Raw genomic sequence first — 18,995 nt, 5'->3', positions numbered from 1 at the left:
GTGGGCGGCCCAGGACAGCCGCGAGGGACGTTGCAGGGCACGGCAGTGCACCCTGTGTCCTGCAAAGAGCCCCAGAGCGGTAGCCCACAACCCGGTGGCCCCTGGGCGCCCAGCCGCGTTCGCCCGAGGCCCCACGGTGCCCCGCAACGATCGTGGTGGCCGTCTGGCTGGCTTCCAGGGCGGCATCGGCGTTTCGTGGCCCAGGAGGGGCCGCGATGGGCTGTCCGGACGGCGACGAACACGGATGAGCAATGCCCCCTGCGGGTCAAGCCGCGGGCCACGTCGCTCCGTCATCGCCCGTGACTCCAGTGCGAAGAGTGATCAACGCGAGACGCCTCGTCAATGCCGTGGAAAGGTGTCCCGGGCGGAAAGGTGATAGCGATGTCCAAGCCGCCTTCCGGCCGGGTGTGGGCGTCGAGCCCGGCACCGTGCACGTTTGCGATGGCCCGGACGATGGCCAACCCGAGACCGTGCCCCTCGCCGTGCCCGATCCGTGGTCGAGCCAACCGCTGAAACGGCTCGAAGAGCCGGTCCAGCTCGGCCGGCGGGACGACCGGACCAGTGTTACGGACCGTGATCCGCCCACCGCTGTCGTCGCGCACGCTCTCGGTGATCACCTCGACGTGACCGCCCGCCACGTTGTGCCGCAGCGCGTTGTCGACGAGGTTGACGACCAGGCTTTCCACCAACCGGGTGTCTCCCCAGATCAGGGTCGGCGCCAGCGTGGTCTTCACGGACACCCGATCCGTCGGCCGGGCTCGCAGGGCGACCTCCGTGATGTCGGCCAGATCCATCTCGGTTGGCCGTTCCACCCCCTGCTGACCGTTGGCGAGCGTGAGCAGCGCCCCGATGAGCCGCTCCTGAGCGTCGTTCAGGAGGAGCACCTGCCTGCACGCCTCCCGCAGCGACTCCGCCGAGGCGTCCGGATCGGCCAGCGCGACCTGGAGCAGCGCTTTCTCCGCGGTCAGCGGGGTGCGCAGCTCGTGTGAGGCATTCGCCACGAACTGGCGCTGCGACGCGAACGACGCCTCCAGCCGCCCGAACAACTGATCCAGCGTCGCTGCCAGCTCACCAAGCTCGTCCCTGGCCCGGGAGGAGTCGCTCAGCCGGCGGTGCAGATTGGTCGCGGAGATCTCCCGGGCCGTCTCGGTCATCTTGCGCAGCGGGCGTAGGTACCGCCCGGACACCACCCAGCCCAGCGCAACCGATGCGACAACCAGCCCGAGCATTGTCACCGCCCAGGTCCCGACGGGGAACTGGGTGACCTCCGGCACCGGGTGCGGCGCCGGCACGCTGCCCACGGGCGCGGACTGTTGCACCCCGAGCAGCGGGACGGTCACCAGGATCGACCCGACCACGAAGAACGGCACCGAGTAGAGCAGCATCAGCCGGGTCCGCAGGGTCATGGCTCACCGACCCGATAGCCGCCCTCGCGCACCGTGTGCACGATCGGCGGATCGCCGAGCTTGTTCCGCAGCCGACGCATGGTCGTCTTCACCACGGTGGTGAACGGATCCGCCGCCTCGTCCCACACCTTTTCCAGCAGCTCCTCGGCCGGCGCCGGCCGCGAGCCCGCCGCGAGCAGACACTCCAGGAGACCGAACTCCTTGGGGCTCAGGTCGAGCCGGCGCCCGCCCCGGGAGGCGACCCGCCGGTTGGGATCCAGCGTCAGGTCGCCGGAGCGCAGCACCGGCGGCACCAGCACCGTCGGCCGCCGGCCCAGTGCCCGGATCCGCGCAACCAGCTCGGCGAAGTCGAACGGTTTCGGCATGTAGTCGTCGGCGCCCAGGTCCAGGCCCTCGATCCGATCCTGAACCGCGCCGGACGCGGTCAGCATCAGCACCCGGCTGGTCTGGTGCTCGGCGATGATCCGCCGGCACACCTCGTCGCCGTGCGTGCCTGGCAGGTCGCGGTCGAGAACCACTACTTCATACCGGTTCACCGACAGCCGATCGAGAGCTTCGTCCCCGTCGAACGCCAGGTCGACGGCCATGCCCTCACGGCGCAGGCCGAGCCCGATCGTCCGGGTCAGAACCTCGTGATCCTCCACCACCAGAACTCGCATCCATCCAAGATGCCAGGCCGAAGGTGACAACCGGGTGTCAGCCGCTGACACCCGGCTGACACCCGCTGCCGCGTAGAAACGGCAGCCATGATTCTCGTGAACGGGATACGGAAGCGGTTCGGCGCGGCCGTCGCGCTGGACGGGATGACCTTCGAGGTCCGTCCCGGCCAGGTGACCGGCTTCGTCGGTCCCAACGGCGCCGGCAAGTCCACCACCATGCGCGTCATTCTCGGCCTGGACCGGCCGGATGCCGGACAGGCCCTCGTCGAGGGCAAGCCCTACCGCGAGTTGGCCGACCCGATGCGGCACCTCGGCTCCCTGCTCGACGCCGGCGCACTGCAGCCGAGCCGCACGGCCCGCAACCACCTGCTGTGGCTGGCCCACTCCCAGGGCCTCGGCGCACGCCGTGTCGACGAGGTGCTGGAGCAGACCGGGCTCGGCGGCGTCGCGCGGCGGCGGGCCGGCGGCTTCTCCCTCGGCATGCGGCAGCGGCTCGGCATCGCGGCGGCGCTCCTCGGCGACCCGCCGGCGCTGATGCTGGACGAGCCCTTCAACGGGATGGACCCGGAAGGGATCATCTGGATGCGTGGCTTCCTGCGCTCGCTCGCCGGGCAGGGCCGCGCCGTGCTGGTGTCCAGCCACCTGATGGGGGAGCTGCAGGGCACCGCCGACCATGTCATCGTCGTCGGGCGCGGGCGGGTGATCGCCGACGCGTCCGTCGCGGAGCTCCTGAACTCGGCCTCCAGCGGCCGCATCACCGTACGCACTGAGTCGCCGGAGGCGCCCGGCATCCTCGCCGCGGCCGGTGCGACCGCCGCGCCCACCGGCGACGGCGGCCTCTCGATCACCGGCCTGCCGGCGGAGCGGATCGCCGAGGTCCTGCACCGGCACGGCGTGACCTTCTCCGAGCTGGCGGCCCATCGAGCCACCCTCGAGGACGCCTATCTCGAGCTGACCCGCGACGCCGTCGAGTTCCGTGCGGAGGGCCCACGATGAGCATCCTGCGTGCCGAGTGGACGAAATTCTGGACCGTGCGCGGCTGGGTGCTCGGGACGGTCGCCGTCGCTGGGCTGATCATGGTGTTCGGGCTCGCGCCGGGGATGTCGGGGTCGTGTGGGAAGCACGGGCCGGCCTCGGAGTGCAAGCCGCTGATCGGCCCAGCCGGCGTGGAGGTCAAAGACGGCTTCACGTTCGTGCATCAGCCATTGAGCGGGGACGGTAGCGTCACCGTCCGGGTGGCGTCGCTGACCGGCGAGATTTTCGCCGGACCGGGGGCCTCCCGCCCCGGGCTCGCCCCCTGGGCCAAGGCCGGCCTCATGGTCAAGTCCGGGACCACCCCGGGGTCGACGTACGCCGCGATCATGGTCACCGGCTCGCACGGCGTGCGGATGCAGTGGGACTTCACCCATGACAAGGCCGGTCCGTCCGGCAGCGGGCCGCAGTGGCTTCGCCTTTCCCGTGCCGGGCAGACGGTCACCGCCGCGGCCTCTCCCGACGGGAGCGCCTGGACGGAGGTCGGGTCCACCCAGCTCACCGGTCTGCCGGTCACCGCGGAGGTGGGGCTGTTCGTCACCTCGCCGCAGTACAGCACCGAGTTCCATGAGGGCCTGCTCAACGGCTCGCAAGGTGGGCCGAGCCTGGCGACGGGCACTTTCGAGCAGCTCACCGCGGAGCAGGGCTGGTCCGGGACGGCATGGCACACCGACTGGATCGGCGGCAAGCCGGACTGGTCCGAGACGCCCGAGACCGAACAGGAGGGCTCGGCGTTCCGGGTGGCCGGCTCCGGAGACGTCGGGCCGACCGGCGCGGGGGTCTCGGCGACGCAGACCCTGGTCGGGACGTTCACCGCGCTGATCGCCGCGGTGGTGCTCGGTGCCGTGTTCATGAGTACGGAGTACCGGCGCGGACTGATCCGGATGACACTGGCGGCCGGCCCCCGGCGTCTGCACGTGCTCGCCGCGAAAGCCGCCGTGGTCGGCGGAGTCACGTTCGTCTGCGGCGTCGTCGCGGCGGCCGTGGTGGTCGTCTTCGGCCAGCGGGTGCTGCGGGCCAACGGTGTGGCCCTGCTGCACACGACCACCCTGACCGAGGTGCGGCTGATGGTTGGAACCGGGGCACTGCTCGCGTTCTCCGCCGTACTGGCGCTGGGCCTGGGCGCTCTCCTGAGGCGCAGCGTCACCGCCGTAACCGTGGCGATCGTGACCATCGTGCTGCCGTACCTGCTGGCGGTGACGGTGCTGCCGGTCGAGGCCGCCCGGGGGCTGCTGAGGTTCACCCCGGCGGCGGCATTCGCCCTGCAACAGGCGGTCAAGCAATATCCGCAGGTGGATGACCTGTATGCGCCGGCTGTGGGGTATTTCCCGCTCTCGCCGTGGGCCGGCCTGGCTGTGCTGGCCGGCTGGACCGTGCTGGTTCTGGGCGCCGCCGCGGTGCTGCTGCGTCGGAGGGACGTGTGAGCGTGGACATGGCCGAGCTGAGCAAGGTCACCGTGACGTCGCGGCCGGCCCCGGGAACGACGATGGGCCGGGCGTTGCGCGCGGAGTGGACCAAGTTGCGGACGTCACCCGGCACTCTCGGTCTGCTTCTCGCGGTCGTCGCCGGCACGACCGGATTGAGTGCGACCGTCGCCGCTGCCTGCTCCGGGGGAACGTGCGGGGCGGATGTCGCACTGACCGGCGTCCAACTCGGCCAGGCGGTGGTGGCGATCCTCGCGGTCCTCGCGATCGGGAACGAGTACAGCACCGGCATGTTCACCGTGACCCTCACGGCGATGCCCCGGCGGCTCCCGGTCCTGGTGGGCAAGGCGGTGGTGGTCGCCGCGATGGTGGCGGCCGCGGCGGCCGTGGCGGTGGCCGGCTCGGTCGTGGCGGGCGAAATCCTGCTCCCCGCCTATCACGCCACGTTTCGCCCGGCGGCCGGATCGGTGCTCTATCTGGTGCTCATCGCCCTGCTGAGTTTGGGAATCGCCACCGCGGTGCGCAGCCCGGCCGCGGCGATCGGCACGGTGCTGACCGTGCTCTACGCCGTTCCGATCATCGTCTCCGTCGTCACCGACCCGGTCTGGCACGACCGGTTCGAGAAGTATTCGCCGGTCAGCGCGGGGCTGGCCGTCCAGGCCACCGGCCCCGATCCGTTGATCGGCCCGTGGAAGGGCCTGGGCGTCCTGGCGCTGTGGACGCTGGCCGCGCTGTTGGCCGGCGCGATCCTGCTGAAGCGTCGAGATGCGTGAGTCGCCGGAGCGTCGGAGCTGGTGGGTCGTGCGAACGGACGGAGGCCACGGATGCGGCTTGACCTCAACTGAGGTTGAGGTCAGAGACTCGCTTTCCATGAGAGCAGCGGGATTCTCCGAGCCTGGTGGGCCGGAAGTGCTTCGTCTGATGGAACTGGCCACGCCGGAGGCCGGGCCGGGGCAGGTTCGGGTGCGGGTCAAGGCCGCCGGGGTGCAGCCGTTCGACTGTGCGGTCCGGGCGGGATGGACCCCACCCGGCGTGACGGGGGACCTGCCCCGGGTCCCCGGCAACGAGTTTGCCGGCGTGATCGACCAGGTCGGCGGCGCGGTGACCGGGCAAGCAGCGGTCGGCGGGACCGCTGGGCAGGAGGCGGTGGCTGGCCAAGTCGGCGGCGCGGTCGGGCAGGAGGCGGTAGCCGGCCAGGTCGGCGAGGCAGCCGGGCAGGGGGCGGTTGTCGGAGCGAGTAGCGATGCGATGGCCGGGCCCGGGGGCGTGACCATCGGCACCGAGGTGCTGGGGTTCGGGCGGCTTGACGCGTATGCGGAGTACATCGTCGTTCCGGCCGACCAGGTTGTCGTCAAACCGGCCGGCATGCCGTGGGAGGTGGCCGGTGGGTTCAGCGCCGGGGCGCAGACCGCGCACATCGCGCTCGAGACGCTGGGTGTCGGCAAGGGGCACACCGTGGTGATCCACGGCGCGGCGGGAGCGGTCGGGACCATCGCGGTCCAGCTGGCCGTGGACCGGGGTGCCACGGTGATCGGGACCGGGCGCCCGGCCAATCACGAGTATCTCCGTGGGCTCGGCGCGATTCCGGTCGCGTACGGCGAGGGGCTACTCGAACGGATCCGGGAGGCCGCTCCGGACGGGGTCGACGCCGCGCTGGACGCCGCGGGTGGTGACGCGCTGGTCGTGTCGCTCGCGTTGGTCGCCGACCGGGGCCGGATTCTCACCCTGGTCGAGCACGGCAAGGCGGCCGAGTTGGGCATCCGGGTCACCCCGCCGTCGCGGTCGGCGGCCCGGCTCGCCGAGCTCGCCGACCTGCACACGCGGGGTCAATTGCGGGTCCACGTGCGGGCCACCTACCCGCTGGAGCGGGCCGCCGACGCGCACCGGGACGTCGAGACGGGGCACGGCCGGGGCAAAGTTGTGATCACCATGGACTGATCAATCACGGTCGGGTCGCTGGTCGGACCACGCCTCCCACAGAGTCGCGTAGGGGCCTGGGCGGGAGGTCAGCTCCCGGTGGTCACCCACCTCGACGATGCGTCCGGCGTCCAGTACGACGATGCGGTCGGCGGACGCGGCCTGGGTGAGACGGTGAGCGACGATCACCGCGGCACGGCCGGCCAGGGCCGCGGCGGCGGCGCGTTCCAGCAGTCGGGCGCCGGCGCTGCCGGCCTCCGCGGTGGCCTCGTCGAGGATGGCGACCGGGGGATCGGCCAGGACCAGCCGGGCGAAGGCCAGCTGCTGGGCCTGAGCGGCGGTCAGCGTGTGGCCGCCGGCGCCGACCTCGGTGGCCGATCCGTCGGGGAGCTGGTCGACCCAGGCCAGCGCCTCGACCGCGGCCAGGGCGGCGCGGACCTCGTCGTCGGTCGCCGCCGGTCGGGCCAGGCGCAGATCCTCGGCGAGCGGTCCGGCGAAGACGTGTACCTCCTGCGTGACGAGGGCGACGTCCCCGGCCGGGACGCTGACCGTGCCGGTGGTGGGCTGGTGCACGCCGGCGATGACCTTGGCCAGGGTGGTCTTGCCAGCGCCGGTGGACCCGACGATCGCGACCCGCTCGCCCGGAGCAACGGTCAGATCGATATCGGACAGCACCTTACGATCCGATCGATAGGAGAAGCTGAGCCCGCGAACCAGCACGGCGTGCGACCCAGACACCATCACGGGAGGCGGCGCCGGCTCGGCAGGCGGCGAGGGCGCGGCTGACGTCACGGGCTGGGATGTCGGCGCCGGCGGGGAAGATGGCGAGAGTGCGGCTGACGTCACGGGCTGGGACGTTGGCGCCGGCGGGGAAGATGGCGAGGGCGCGGCTGACGTCACGGGCTGGGATGTCGGCGCGGACGGGGAAGATGGCGATGGTTCGGCTGACGTCGCGGGCGAGGTCACAGGCATGGACGTCGCCGCCGGTGCGGGCGAAGGCGACGACGACGCGGGAGATGACCCCGGCACGGCCGGGCTCACAGCCGAGTCCTGCCCGAGCTCAGCAACCCCGACCAGCCGATTCAGCCCGGACGCCGCCACCTGCGCGTCGTCCACGAGGGCCAGAGCCACATTGATCGGACTGAACAGCCCATGGAAATACAATGCCGCCGCGGTCGCCGTGCCGATCGACACCGCGTCACCGCGTACCAGGAAGAAGCCGGTGCCCAGCACCGCCGCCAGCCCCGCGAACTCGGCCACGTGCAACCGGGCGTAGAAGCGGGTCTGCAGCGCCACCCCGGCCAGCAGCAGGTCGACCGCCCGCTGAGACTTCGATCCCACCCGTGCGGCGTGCGGGTCCGCGATCCGGAACGCCCTGATCGTCGACGCGCCCTCGATCGTCGAGAGTAGATGGTGCTGCTGAGCCGCCACCGCGACGCGTTGCGAGCTGTACAGCGGCCCGGCCCGCCGCGCGTACCACCGCACCGTGCGTGCCTGCACCGGCACGGCGATCAGCGCCGCGATCAAGAATCGCCAGTCGAGTGCGGCCATCCCGCCCAGCGTCAGCACGATCGTCAGCACCGCGCGGCTGAACCGCGGCAACGCCGAGCGCGCGGCCTCCGCGATCGCCGCCACGTCGTTGGTGACCCGCGAGGTCAGGTCCCCGGCGCCGGCCTTCTCCACCTGCTCGAGGGGCAGCCGCAGTGCCGAGTCCACGAACCGTTCCCGCAGCGTGGCAAGCATGCTCTCGGCCCCCTGCGCCAGCAGCGCCGCCCCGCACGCGGCCAGCGCCGCCTCGCCGAGCGCACCCAGCACCAGCCCGGCGCCGGTGAGCACGATCTCCCCGGTGCCGCCCCCGTTCGACGCCAGGTCCACGATCCGCCCGAGCAGCGGCGGCGTGACGAGCCCCGCCACGGTCCCGCCGACGAGCAGGACCAGTGCCGCGGCCATCCGCCCACGTTGCGGCCGCAGCAGGGTGCGGAGTTCAGCGACGGTACGCCGTCCAGAGGCGACTGGCAGCTGTGTCGTCATGCCAGCACCGTCTCTCGGTAGGTCGGTTCGGAGGCGAGCAGTTCGCGGTGGGTACTGGAGTGGCAGGTGCTGGGGGCGGCTGGCAGCCGTGTCGTCATGCCAGCACCGTCTCTCGGTAGGTCGGTTCGGAGGCGAGCAGCTCACGGTGGGTACTGGAGTGGCAGGTGCTGGAGACGACTGGCAGCAGTGTCGTCATGCCAGCACCGTCTCTCGGTAGGTCGGTTCGGAGGCGAGCAGCTCACGGTGGGTACCGGAGTGGCACGCGCCGGACGCGGCCAGCACGATCACCCGGTCGGTGACTGCCAGCAGCGCCGGGCTGGTCGTGACCAGCACCGTCGTCCGTCCGGCCCGGATGCCGCGCAGCCGGCCGGCGATCCGCGCCTCGGTCACCGCGTCCATGGCCGTCGTCGGATCGTGCACGACCAGCACCGGTGGATCCGCGGCGAGCGCCCGGGCCAGCGCGACCCGCTGCTTCTGCCCACCGGACAGGGTTCGCACCTCGAGATTCGCGGACGGCAGGGTCCGCTCCACCTCGTCGGCGTCCGCCGCGACCATCGCCGCCTCGACGGCTTCCGCCGGGGCGCGGCCGGAGAGCGAGATCGCCTCGCGGAGCGTTCCGTCGAACAGGTCGGTGTGGTGGTCCGTGGCGAGCACCACGGAACGCAGCGACGTGGGGGACAGGTCTGTCAACGGCCTGCCGTCGAGGGTGATCGTGCCGTCCTCGGGGTCACAGGCGCGCCCGAACAGCCGGACCAGCGACGCCGCCAGAGCCGGGTCGGACGCCACGATTCCTACGAACTCGCCGGGGGCGACCTCGAACTTCAGCCCGGATCGCCGTACCGCCAAAGCTCCTCGGACCGGCACCACCGGATCGGCCGAACCTCCGCGCACCGCCGGAGGCGCGTCGAGGACCGCCGCAATCCGGCGGGCCGAAGCCCGCCCCTGCGCGATGCTCGTGCCGGCCCAGCCGAATGTCCACATCGGCCCGACCAGGAACTGCGCGAGACCCACCGACGAGATCAGCTGCCCCACGGTCAGTTCGCCCCGCACCGCGAGGATCCCGCCGACCACCGCGATGATCGCGAGGAAGACCCCGCTCAAGAGCACAACCATTCCCTGGTACGCCGCCTCGGTGCGCGACGCGTGCACGGTCGCCGCGAGTGCCGCCCGGCTCCGGTCCCGGTACCGGGTCACTGCCGCGCTCTCGGCGCGCAGGCCCTTGACCACCCGCAGCCCGGCGACCAGGTCCGCGGCCACCCCGGAAGCGTGCGCCGCGTGCTCCTGCTCCGTCTCGCTGCGCGCTTCGAGGGGCTTCCCGATCAGCCGGGTCAGCAGGATCAGCGGCGGCGTGCCGAGCAGCACCAGCAGGCCGAGCGGCAGCGACACCGACAGCAGCAGCACCGCGGCGATCAGCACGGCCCCGACGGCCGAGATCCCGAAGACGACCGCCATGGCGACCGTCCCGACCCGGCGCGCGTCGCTGGTCGCCACCGAGACGAGCGCGCCGGGCAGCCGATCGGTCTCGGCGCCGCCGCGCTCGTGCAGCACCCGCTGGACGATCCGCATCCGGAGTTCGTGCGCGGTCTGCTCGGAGATACGTTCGCCGATCCGGTCCGCGTAGCGGAAGCTGTAGCTGAGGCAGACGTAGACCACGCCGAGCGCGCCCAGCCAGAGGGCGAGGTCACCGAGGCCGCCGGAGACCGCCCGGTCGATGATCACCCCGATCAGGAACGGTACGGCCGCCTCGCCCGCCTGCCACGTCGACGCCAGCAGCGTTCCCAGCGCGATGTCCCGACGACGACCCGAAAGGGCCCGGGTGAGCAGACTCATGCCACCACCTCGGTGCGGCCGACGATCGCGATGCTCAAGGCATTGATGATCAAGAGCGCGGCGATGCCGATGCCGAGATCGTGTTTCCTGCCGCGCATGTCCTGCCCTCATGAATTTAGGAAAGGCTAACCTACACTCCCGCTGCCGCCGTTCGCGAAGGGCTTGCCTGTGCGAAGGGTCTCGATCTCGGCGGCGTCCGCCGACCCCTCATCGCATCGGCGGTCCACCATGCTTGTTGATCGGATTCCTGACAGGAGGGGTGCCGGATCGGGCCGCGTTCGGGATCGTCCGGAGGCAATCAATGCCCGACTGAAGCAGGAGACGTTCCGACGATGGCTTCCTTGCCGGCCGACGCAGCGCAGATCCAGGGCAACATCCTGCGGCCGTTCCGCGGCGACCACCAGGCCTTTGTGTTCCTCTCCTACCGAAGTGACCGGGCCGGGGCACGGGCCTGGCTGGCCGGGGCGGCCACCCGCGCCACGGGCGACGATGAGATACAGCAGAGCCGGCCCGCGCCGGACGGCACCCCGGCGCGGGCCCTGCTGAACATCGGCCTCACCGCGACCGGCCTGACCCTGCTGCACCCCGAGGTCGCCGGTGACCTCGCCGGTCACCTCGCGTTCTGGCAGGGCCCGCTCGGCACCCGGCTCGACGACGCGGGCGCGATCACCACCGCACCGGCGCTGCTCGGCGACCTCGGTCCCGGCGACCCGTCACAGTGGGTGGTCGGCGGCCCCGGGCGCCCGGTCGACGCACTGCTGACCGTCGCCGCCCGCACCCGGAACACCCTCCAGGACGCGGTCGAGGGCGAGGTCCGCGAGGCCGCCCGCCACGGCCTCGAAGTGCTGCTCGTCCAGTGGGGCGACGCACTCCGCAACGACCAGGGCAGGCGCATCGAACACTTCGGCTTCGCCGACGGCATCTCCCAGCCGGGCGTCCGCGGGTTCGCCGACACCGTACGCCCCGGCGCGCCGGTAATCGCCGCCGGCGAGTTCCTCCTCGGCCACCCGGGCGAGCGCCGCCCGCCGACCTGGACGCCCCGGCCGACCCCCGCACCGTGGATGCGCAACGGCTCCTTCCAGGTCTTCCGCCGGCTCCGCCAGGACGTCGCCGGCTGGTGGCAGCACATGTCCTCGCTCAGCACGGACCCCGAGGACGCCGCCGCCCGCGCGCTCGGCCGCCACCTCGACGGCCGGCCGCTCGCCGCACCCGGCCGCGACGGCGACCTGAACACCTTCACCTACCAGGGCGACGACGACGGCTCCCGGACCCCGCGCTACTCGCACATCCGCAAGGTGAACCCGCGCGAGGACGGGGTGTTCCGCGACCGCGGCCACAAGATGCTGCGCCGGGGGATCCCGTTCGGATCGCGGCTGCACCGGGGCGAGGCCGACGACGGCCAGGAGCGCGGCATGCTGTTCAACGCCTACATGGCGAACATCGAAGATCAGTTCGAGCACGTGCAGCGGCGGTGGGCGACCGACCCCGGATTCCCCGCCTCGACCCTTTCCCGGTACGGACGGTCCGCCCCCGGCGTCGACGGCCTCGACCCGGTCCTCGGACCGGACGCCCGGGCGGCGGGGGAGTCACTGCCGCCCGACGTGCTCCGGGGAATCCCGGCGGCCGCCTTCGGCGGCTTCGTGACGACGACCGGAGCGGTGTACGCCTTCGCACCGTCGATCCGCGCCCTGCACCTGCTGGCCGGCTCGGCGCGACTCGACGCCCTCGTCGCCGTCTGACGGATGCTCAGACCGCTCGGGGCTCGCGCGCCGAGCGGTCTATCCGTTCCAGCAGGTCGTCGAGGTCGGCGCCGTCCTCGGCCGCGATCCAGTCAGGTAGCTCGGGCAGCGGCGGGCCAGGCGGAAGCACGTCGTTGGTGAGCCGTTGGTAGGCGCGTCGGTATTCGATGCTGGGCGCTCGTTTGTAGAGCGTGCGGTAGATGTCAGCGGCCGTCGTCCGTGCGTCTTCGTCGCGCGGATCGAGCTGCCACACGGCATCGAGCAGTGCCGCGACTTCATGCGGCTCGCTCGATTCGTCGATCGCTCTGCGTAGCACTTCCGTGGCGGTCAGCGGCTGCAGGCGTGCAGCCCGGACCCGTAAATGAATCGAGAAGATGTAGGCACTGACGCGGGTGTCTCGTTCGTCATGATCCTTGGCGATGCGTAGCGCCTCCGAGTTCAGGCGCTCTGCAGATTCGGCGCGACCGGCAGCCAGGTGAAGTTTGGCCAAACGGTGCAGTGAGACACATAGGAAATACGGAAGGCTGAGGTGGCGAGCCATCTCGATGGCTCGTTCCAGTAGCGGCTGGGCCGCTTCGTCGTCGCCCTCGGCAGCGGCGACAACGCCGAGATTGGCGACCTGATCGGTCACGATCATCCAATCGCGCAGTTCGACCGCCACTCGAAGTGAGCGCATCGCACAGATTCGTGCCTGCTCGAACATCCCTTCGTCACGGTAGATCTCGCCGATGTTGCCGACAATGATGTTCGCGGTCTGCCCAGCGCCGATGTCTCGCGCGACTTGCAGGGCATGCATGTAAGAATCGATTGCCTGGACGTGGTCGGTACCACGCTGCGCAGCGAATCCGAGGTTACAGGCCGCATTGAGCATCCGCTGTCGATCACCGGCTTCCTCGGCGGTGCTCAACGATCGGCGTAGGTGATGGAATGCTGCCTCGGGCCGACCGGTGTTCACGTAAACGAGGCCGGTGTGCTCCAGCGCTGCGCTGATCGCGGTGAGGTCACCGAGACGGGTTGCCAACTCAAGGTGTCGCCCGGCCATCTCGAGCGCCTCGCTGTAGGCGCCCTGCCGGTACAAGGCGAAAGTCAGCCGGTCCAACGTGCGGCATTGCCCCGCGCCGTCGTCGAGCCGCTCGAACTCAGCAAGTGCCCGCTGCAGCCAGGTCACCGGCTCATCGTCGGATCGCGTGTACATCAACAGGTCACCGAGCTGACGCTGGGCGCTTGCCAGAACGTCCCGCCTGCCGGTTGTACGCGCGAGGCGCATCGCCTGAAGGTAGTGATCCTCAGCCTCCGCCCACTGCCCGGTGTGCTGGTGAACGCTGCCGATCTCGACGTGCAGTTCGGCCCGCTCTGCCTCGGCGAGCAGAGGCAGCAGCAACCCGTAGTAGTACGTCGCCGTCTCATTGGCGAACATCTCCTTCGCCCTGTCACCCGCGGCTCGGAACCAGTCGCGTTGCTTGTCGGTGCGCTCGGTACGGGCATAGTGATGGGCCAGTACATCGACGTACTGAGCAAGTCGATCGGCGTATGTCTCCTCGATGAACAGGCCCACCCGTTCGTGAAGGGACGCACGGGTGTCATAGGTGATGCTTTGATACGCCGCCTCTTGGGTGACCGGGTGCTTGAACTGATATTCCGCTTGGGCTCCCGGCACGATCCGGGGTGTCAGGTCAAGGGCGTGCAGGCGGCCGAGATGGCCCGCTACCTGGGGTGCGGTTCCGGCGGCTGGGTAGACCGAAGCAATCCAGGGAGGTTGGAAGCGCCGTCCGATCACACTGGCGACCTTGATGGTCGCCTTCTCGTCATCGCTGAGCTGGTCGATGCGGGCCATGACCAGCCGTTGCAGGTTGTCCGGCACGGGTACCCCGACGAGTGCGCGTGGATCGCCGGGATCGATGCCACGCCCGTGCAGGTAACTGACGAGTTCCTCCACGTAGAAGGCGTTGCCGTTGGCCTGCTCAGAGATCTGGCGGAGCACCTCAGGCGCGATCGCGATTTCCTCGCCGTGGCGCTCACGCAGCCGAAGAGTGGCGAGCTGTTCCGCGTCTTCCCTGATCATCTGCGCCAGCCGGAGGTCGGCGACGTGTGCTGGCCCGGTCAGCTTCTCCGGCATGGACTCACGAGATGTGGCTACCACCAGGACGGGAAGGTCCGCAATCTGCTGCACCAGGTGTTCCAGCAGTGCCAACGAGGCCGGGTCGATCCAGTGGCAGTCCTCCAGCAGCAGGATTAGCGGCCCCGCCACAGTACGGTCCCGAAGAGCAGCCAGCAGAGTGGAGCGGAGAAGCTCTTCACGACCCGAGGGCTCGAGTTGGGCGGTGAGCTCGTTGTCCGCCATCGGCAGATTGATCACTGCGGCGAGCAGGGGGGCACGCAGCCCGGATCCGTCGTAGCGGGAGATGCGCTCGGTGAGTGCTTCCTGCTGGGTGGGAACGGGCAGATCGGGATCAATCTCGAGAAGCTTCCGGAAGATCGAGCGCCAGATCAGATAGCTGGTGCTCATGCCGTGCGAGCGGCAGCCGCCCGTGTACTCGGTGAACCCTAGCGAGCGAGTGATGCAGAGCATCTCGTCCGCGAGTCGGGTCTTTCCGATGCCGGCTTCACCGTGTAGCCAGATCAACTGTCCGACGCCCGCGCTGACCTGTCGGCTGAAGCGGTCCAACAGGCCCAGTTCCGAGGCGCGGCCCACCAGCGGTCCATGAGTTGTGGATGGCCGGATGGACGGTGGCCCGGCCTCCTGCGTCTCGCGCACGATCCAGACCGGGACAGGATCTGCCTTGCCCTTCGCGGCCACCGCTGCCGGTCGTGGGTGGAGGATAATATCGCGCACGCGATCGTGCGTGGCCTGGTCGATGAGCAGATGACCGGCCGGGGCGGCCTGCATGAGTCGCGCGGCGAGGTTTACGGCGTCGCCCACCACGGCGTACTCGCGACGGAGGTCGGAGCCGACCTCACCGCAATAGACCCGCCCTGTGGTGATGCCGCCTCGATAGGGGCCACCCGGCAGCGCCAGCAGTTCGATGCAGCAGCGAAGCGCCCGTTCCTCGTCGTTCTCGTGACTGACCGGGGTACCGAACACCGCCACCATGACAGTGCCTTTGTCATCTGTCATCAGATGGCGTAGGTGGCCGCCGTACCGCTCGATGATCGCTACACCCGTGCCGAGGTACCGTTGTAGCGTCTGGACGGTGTCCGGATCATCTGCGGAGAGGTCCGGTAGCCGGACGAAGGCTGTGGTGACCTTCCGATGCTCGTTGATCAGCTCGTGCCGCCCCGATCGAAGGCGCGTACGGATCGCCGAGTGAAGGAAGGGCGCGAGTAGTTCCTCCAGTTCAGCGATCGGTGCAACGGGAACCACCGGCGCGGCAGGGACGGCGATGGCTGGGCCGGCGATGTCAAGTAGGTGAGGGTCCACCGCGATCTCGTCCCGCTCGGCGCGATGAAGCGCCGCGACCGCTGAGTCCAACGCGGGACCCGCGACCAGGTGCTGCAGGCGAGTGGCAAAGTCGCCGAGAATCATCACCAGCAATGGCCCGGAGGCGAGACCGATCCGGATGGCCAACGGTCGCTGGCCGTCGGGTGTAGGTACTGGGGAAACCGACGCAGTAGCCTCCCTGATGATCTCGGCACATCTCATCGCACGGCGGGCCACGACCGACGCGGTTTCGGGCGTGTATCGGAACATTCCGACCAGAGCGTCGCCCGCGAAGTCCACAACGCTGCCGCCAGCCGTGACGATCGCCTCGGCAGTGACGGCGAACCATTGATTGATCACCGATGTGAGACGCTCGGTGCCGTAGCTGCCGGAGCCCGCCAGGCTCTCGGCCATCGTGGTGAAGCCGGCCACGTCTGCGAACAACACCACAGCGGCGACCTTCTCGGTCAGCGGAAGATTGCCGACAGTTCCTCTGGTCCTGAGTAGACCCATGGCATGATCGGGCAGGTAAGAACGCCAGGTCGCGGCCAGCTCAGTCGCGATCTGCGATGCCGGACGAGAGAGATCGTCGGTCACGCCTTGACGAGCCGCCTTTCCGATCTCGGTCTTGCTTTCATGGTTATCGATCATCATCTTGTCGGCCAGGGGGTCCCGGGGACATGTCGTCACCTGTCAGCGACGTTGCCTTCGAGTTAATAGATTCGTGCGCCCACGGCCTACGGTTCCGTCTCGCAACTCCAATCGAATATCCCTACGCGGCGGCCGGCATGTCGACGATGATCCCCGCCCCGGCTCTGTTCCGTCGAGTGCAGGTGGTTTCCCCGCCACCCAGTCGTGCCGGTGAGTCCTGGCAGACCGGTCTGACCTTGGATGAGAAGCCGTTCCAGCCGGGGGTCGTCCCTAGCCGGCTCGCTGAGGTGAAGGTTGAGGAAGGTGCCCCTGCCCTCGACTTGCCTGATCCGCAGAGCATCGTACTGGATCGATGGATCAGTGTTCCGCGACAGGCTGGCACGGTCGAGTTCCCGGGGCCGGATGTCGGACAATACCTACTGTCCGTTCAGTATTGGAATCCGGTCGGGCCGGGCGAGAAGAGCGTTACCAAGAAGGTTGAGTATCACGGGACCTACCGGATCGACTTCGACGGTCCACCCGCCAGTGACTGGATTGCGGTCAGCTTCGATGCCTTCTGGCCGCCGGAGCGTGACAGCGCCGACGTGTTGATCCCGCTCGGCGACTGCGACGAGAACTGCCCGTCCTGACGCCTTCAGATACGAGTCGCCGCCCGGCACAGGTCGGGCGGCGGCTCATTTCGTCGGTCTCAGCTGGGGCAGAGCCTGTCGCAGGCGCCCAGCGGAACGAGTACCTCCGCGCTGTCCCGCTCAGCAGGCCAGAAGGCGTCGAAACTCACCGCCACCCAGTGGGACGTCGGCGTCTTCGTCCAGTTGGCGCGAAGCGTGGCGGAGTAGGCGACGTCCATGGTGGCCGTGTCGCCCGGCCCGTCGACCGGCTGCCAATACGGAAAAGAGAGCAGGTAGGGTCGCGGTTCGTCGTACGAGAAGGCGACCTTCCTCGCGGCAGCGGGAATCTCGAACCACTGGTCCAGGACGATCGCATCCGGTTCCGGTGCGTCGAGATTGTCGATGCCGGCCACGAACCGGACGTCATTCAAACGGTCCAGCGAGCCGGAGGACGGGTCGAAGGGGGCGCCGCCCAGGGTCAACCCGGTCTGCCAGGGCTTGGCGTTCCGGCTCGGGGGCGGCGAGGCCACCTGCACCCGCCGGAACAGCGACTCCGGAGGGTTGTCCTCGGCCAGCCGAGCCAAGGCGTAGGGATAATCGATCTGTGCCGCGAAGATGAAGCGGATCGAGTGCACGCAGGCGCCGACCAGGTCGAAGTAGGCATCGCTGACGCCAATACCAGTCATGATCGGGCTCCCTACAGGCTCGAGTCGGTGGAGAGCAGGCGGAGGGCGGCTCGGGTCGGGGTGAAGGCGTACACCGAACCGGTCGTCGTGACGAATCCGCCGAACGCCAGCGGTGGCACACCCTTGACGGCGTCCTTGCCGAGGCGCTTCGCGGCTACGTCCGGCCCGTCTCCGATGACCGGGTCGAAGCCGTCGGACGTGGCACCCTTCTTTCCGAACTTCGACAGGGTCTCCGAGGTGACCTTCGGATCGTTCGCCCACCGGCGCTGCAGGAACTCGAATTGGTCCTCGATACCGGCCATGTACGCGTTGAACAGCATCCCGCGATCCGCGTCGTCGGGCCGCCCGCGGTCCATCGCCGGTCCGTAGGGAATGCCGCGTCGCAGGATCCGGTGACTCCGGTCGCGGAACACCTCGTCGTGTCGTGGATTCATTTTGCGGATGTGGGCGTACAGCGGGGTCTTCCTGCCGTGCGGATCGTCCTCGAAGGTGAAGCCTTCACCGCCGGACGCCAGCGGCGTCCCGTCGAGCTTGCGTCCCATGGCTCGGGCAGCGACCTCCTCGGGCGTGCCGTCCGCCCCGCTGAGCTGGTCCATCTTGGCCCACCAGCCGGCCACGTCCTGCCGGAGTCGCCGGAACACCTGGAACGAGCCGCCCCACATCCAGTCCGCCGCCGACGGCCGTTGTCCGAGCGCCATCGGTCGCCGCTCGCCCGCGAAGCCGAGCAGGAACTCGCCCGCCGCGATCGCGGTGGTGTCGGTCGCGCCGTGCACGCCACGAACGCCGGGCTGTGTGAGGCCGTCGACGAAGCCGAAGTGCTCGGTGCGCTTGCCGTCCGTGTTACGGAGCGTCACACCCCACTGCTGGTCCTCCCCGTCCACGGAGAGGACCGCGAGTCCGGCCTGGGTGACCGCCTGGCGCTCCTGAGCGACCCGCCGCCGCAGGGTCGCCTCGTCCTCGGCGGCCAGGGTCAGCAGTGCGTCGACCGGCGGGCGTCCCGGCCCGCCGATCAGCCATTTGGCCGGGTGGCTGGCGCCGACATCGCCGAGCAGGGTCGGTGTGGTGGTCAACCGTCCGGCGTCGTCGAGCCGGTTGCCCAGGGGGCCGAGCCAGAACGCCTCGAAGCGGGCCAGTTCGGCGGCCACCTCCGGGTGCAGGGTGACCAGGCCGGTGGCGGTCAGCCCGAGCCCCATCAGCGAGGTCCCGGCCGCGATCCCGGAGCCGGTCCGGGCGGCCATGACATCGCCGGTGGTGTCCACGCGCCCGGCCGCGCCGGCCAGCCACGCCCGTGCCTCGGTGCGTTTGTTGCCGAACGTCACGAACACGAACGCCTGGTACTGCCCACCGAACGCCTGCAGGATGTTGCCCTGGATCTCCCGCTCGTCGTGGAGGCCGGGGGCGGGCGCCGCCGCGACCGCGGGCGCGGGCCGCAGCACATCGGCGAGTCCGGTCGCCGCCGCCCCACCGATCCCGAGCACGCCCAGGCGGCGGATCGCCTCGCGCCGGGAGAGTGCCCCTCGAGCATGATCATTGGCAACCTGTTCGGCGAGCTCACGCCGCCTTTCCGTCACAAGAACCTCCCCGTTGACGCGAA

Annotated in this window: 13 protein-coding genes; 6 read left to right on the top strand and 7 right to left on the bottom strand. The window is 69.9% G+C overall.

Features of this window, described 5'->3' with window-relative positions:
• Positions 1–290: 290 nt before the first annotated feature.
• Together CHC09_RS28545 and CHC09_RS28540 are read right to left on the bottom strand one after the other, a co-directional pair.
• Positions 291–1,406, bottom strand: a complete 1,116-nt coding sequence (locus CHC09_RS28545; RefSeq protein ID WP_089296302.1) for a sensor histidine kinase — start codon at positions 1,404–1,406, stop codon at positions 291–293.
• The gene (locus CHC09_RS28540) at positions 1,403–2,065 is read right to left on the bottom strand and encodes a response regulator transcription factor (RefSeq protein ID WP_089296301.1); all 663 of its coding nucleotides are present in this window, start codon (positions 2,063–2,065) and stop codon (positions 1,403–1,405) included. The genes CHC09_RS28545 and CHC09_RS28540 overlap by 4 nt, the downstream gene beginning before the upstream one ends.
• 87 nt (positions 2,066–2,152) lie before the next feature.
• On the opposite strand from CHC09_RS28540, the gene CHC09_RS28535 reads away from it, so the two are divergent.
• The 4 genes from CHC09_RS28535 to CHC09_RS28520 all read left to right on the top strand — a co-directional run bounded on the left by CHC09_RS28535 (position 2,153) and on the right by CHC09_RS28520 (position 6,459).
• Positions 2,153–3,061, top strand: a complete 909-nt coding sequence (locus CHC09_RS28535; RefSeq protein ID WP_089296300.1) for an ABC transporter ATP-binding protein — start codon at positions 2,153–2,155, stop codon at positions 3,059–3,061.
• Positions 3,058–4,521: an ABC transporter permease subunit gene (locus CHC09_RS28530; RefSeq protein WP_089296299.1), complete on the top strand. Its 1,464-nt coding sequence runs from the start codon at positions 3,058–3,060 to the stop codon at positions 4,519–4,521. The genes CHC09_RS28535 and CHC09_RS28530 overlap by 4 nt, the downstream gene beginning before the upstream one ends.
• Positions 4,518–5,294: an ABC transporter permease subunit gene (locus CHC09_RS28525; protein WP_203833221.1), complete on the top strand. Its 777-nt coding sequence runs from the start codon at positions 4,518–4,520 to the stop codon at positions 5,292–5,294. Before CHC09_RS28530 ends, CHC09_RS28525 begins: the two co-directional genes overlap by 4 nt.
• A gap of 97 nt (positions 5,295–5,391) precedes the next feature.
• Positions 5,392–6,459, top strand: a complete 1,068-nt coding sequence (locus tag CHC09_RS28520) for an NADP-dependent oxidoreductase (RefSeq protein ID WP_089296298.1) — start codon at positions 5,392–5,394, stop codon at positions 6,457–6,459.
• Here CHC09_RS28520 and CHC09_RS47885 read toward each other — a convergent pair whose 3' ends face one another.
• The gene (locus tag CHC09_RS47885) at positions 6,460–8,469 is read right to left on the bottom strand and encodes an ABC transporter ATP-binding protein (RefSeq protein ID WP_239138520.1); all 2,010 of its coding nucleotides are present in this window, start codon (positions 8,467–8,469) and stop codon (positions 6,460–6,462) included.
• A 192-nt stretch (positions 8,470–8,661) separates the two neighbouring features.
• Positions 8,662–10,299, bottom strand: coding sequence for an ABC transporter transmembrane domain-containing protein (locus CHC09_RS28510; protein WP_089296296.1), 1,638 nt, complete (start codon positions 10,297–10,299; stop codon positions 8,662–8,664).
• Between the two features lie 341 nt (positions 10,300–10,640).
• Here CHC09_RS28510 and CHC09_RS28505 point away from each other — a divergent pair, with 341 nt between their 5' ends.
• Positions 10,641–12,038 (top strand): Dyp-type peroxidase, encoded by a 1,398-nt coding sequence (locus CHC09_RS28505; protein WP_179277324.1) that lies wholly within the window; start codon positions 10,641–10,643, stop codon positions 12,036–12,038.
• Positions 12,039–12,045: 7 nt separating this feature from the next.
• Here the strand turns inward: CHC09_RS28505 and CHC09_RS28500 are convergent, their stop codons facing one another.
• The gene (locus CHC09_RS28500; protein ID WP_143232628.1) at positions 12,046–16,110 is read right to left on the bottom strand and encodes a tetratricopeptide repeat protein; all 4,065 of its coding nucleotides are present in this window, start codon (positions 16,108–16,110) and stop codon (positions 12,046–12,048) included.
• A 134-nt stretch (positions 16,111–16,244) separates the two neighbouring features.
• Here CHC09_RS28500 and CHC09_RS45475 point away from each other — a divergent pair, with 134 nt between their 5' ends.
• Entirely contained in the window at positions 16,245–16,736 is a 492-nt protein-coding gene (locus CHC09_RS45475; protein ID WP_143232627.1) for a hypothetical protein, read from the top strand.
• Positions 16,737–16,795: 59 nt separating this feature from the next.
• On the opposite strand, the gene CHC09_RS28490 is transcribed toward CHC09_RS45475, so the two are convergent.
• Together CHC09_RS28490 and CHC09_RS28485 are read right to left on the bottom strand one after the other, a co-directional pair.
• A complete protein-coding gene (locus CHC09_RS28490; RefSeq protein WP_089296292.1) occupies positions 16,796–17,401 on the bottom strand; it encodes a hypothetical protein in 606 nt (201 codons plus the stop codon).
• Between the two features lie 11 nt (positions 17,402–17,412).
• Positions 17,413–18,972, bottom strand: a complete 1,560-nt coding sequence (locus CHC09_RS28485; protein ID WP_143232625.1) for a Dyp-type peroxidase — start codon at positions 18,970–18,972, stop codon at positions 17,413–17,415.
• Positions 18,973–18,995 lie beyond the last annotated feature (23 nt).

The sequence above is a fragment of the Actinoplanes regularis genome (genome assembly GCF_900188005.1).
Classification (GTDB): domain Bacteria; phylum Actinomycetota; class Actinomycetes; order Mycobacteriales; family Micromonosporaceae; genus Actinoplanes; species Actinoplanes regularis.
This window is presented reverse-complemented; position numbering and strand designations above follow the sequence as displayed.

Bases quoted from the DNA above. Each gene is read 5' to 3' on its own strand.
- CHC09_RS28500 (WP_143232628.1), bottom strand. From the start codon at position 16,110: ATGATGATCGATAACCATGAAAGCAAGACCGAGATCGGAAAGGCGGCT.
- CHC09_RS45475 (WP_143232627.1), top strand. From the start codon at position 16,245: ATGTCGACGATGATCCCCGCCCCGGCTCTGTTCCGTCGAGTGCAGGTG.
- CHC09_RS28545 (WP_089296302.1), bottom strand. From the start codon at position 1,406: ATGACCCTGCGGACCCGGCTGATGCTGCTCTACTCGGTGCCGTTCTTC.
- CHC09_RS28540 (WP_089296301.1), bottom strand. From the start codon at position 2,065: ATGCGAGTTCTGGTGGTGGAGGATCACGAGGTTCTGACCCGGACGATC.
- CHC09_RS28530 (WP_089296299.1), top strand. From the start codon at position 3,058: ATGAGCATCCTGCGTGCCGAGTGGACGAAATTCTGGACCGTGCGCGGC.
- CHC09_RS28490 (WP_089296292.1), bottom strand. From the start codon at position 17,401: ATGACTGGTATTGGCGTCAGCGATGCCTACTTCGACCTGGTCGGCGCC.
- CHC09_RS28520 (WP_089296298.1), top strand. From the start codon at position 5,392: ATGAGAGCAGCGGGATTCTCCGAGCCTGGTGGGCCGGAAGTGCTTCGT.
- CHC09_RS28510 (WP_089296296.1), bottom strand. From the start codon at position 10,299: ATGAGTCTGCTCACCCGGGCCCTTTCGGGTCGTCGTCGGGACATCGCG.
- CHC09_RS28535 (WP_089296300.1), top strand. From the start codon at position 2,153: ATGATTCTCGTGAACGGGATACGGAAGCGGTTCGGCGCGGCCGTCGCG.
- CHC09_RS47885 (WP_239138520.1), bottom strand. From the start codon at position 8,469: ATGACGACACAGCTGCCAGTCGCCTCTGGACGGCGTACCGTCGCTGAA.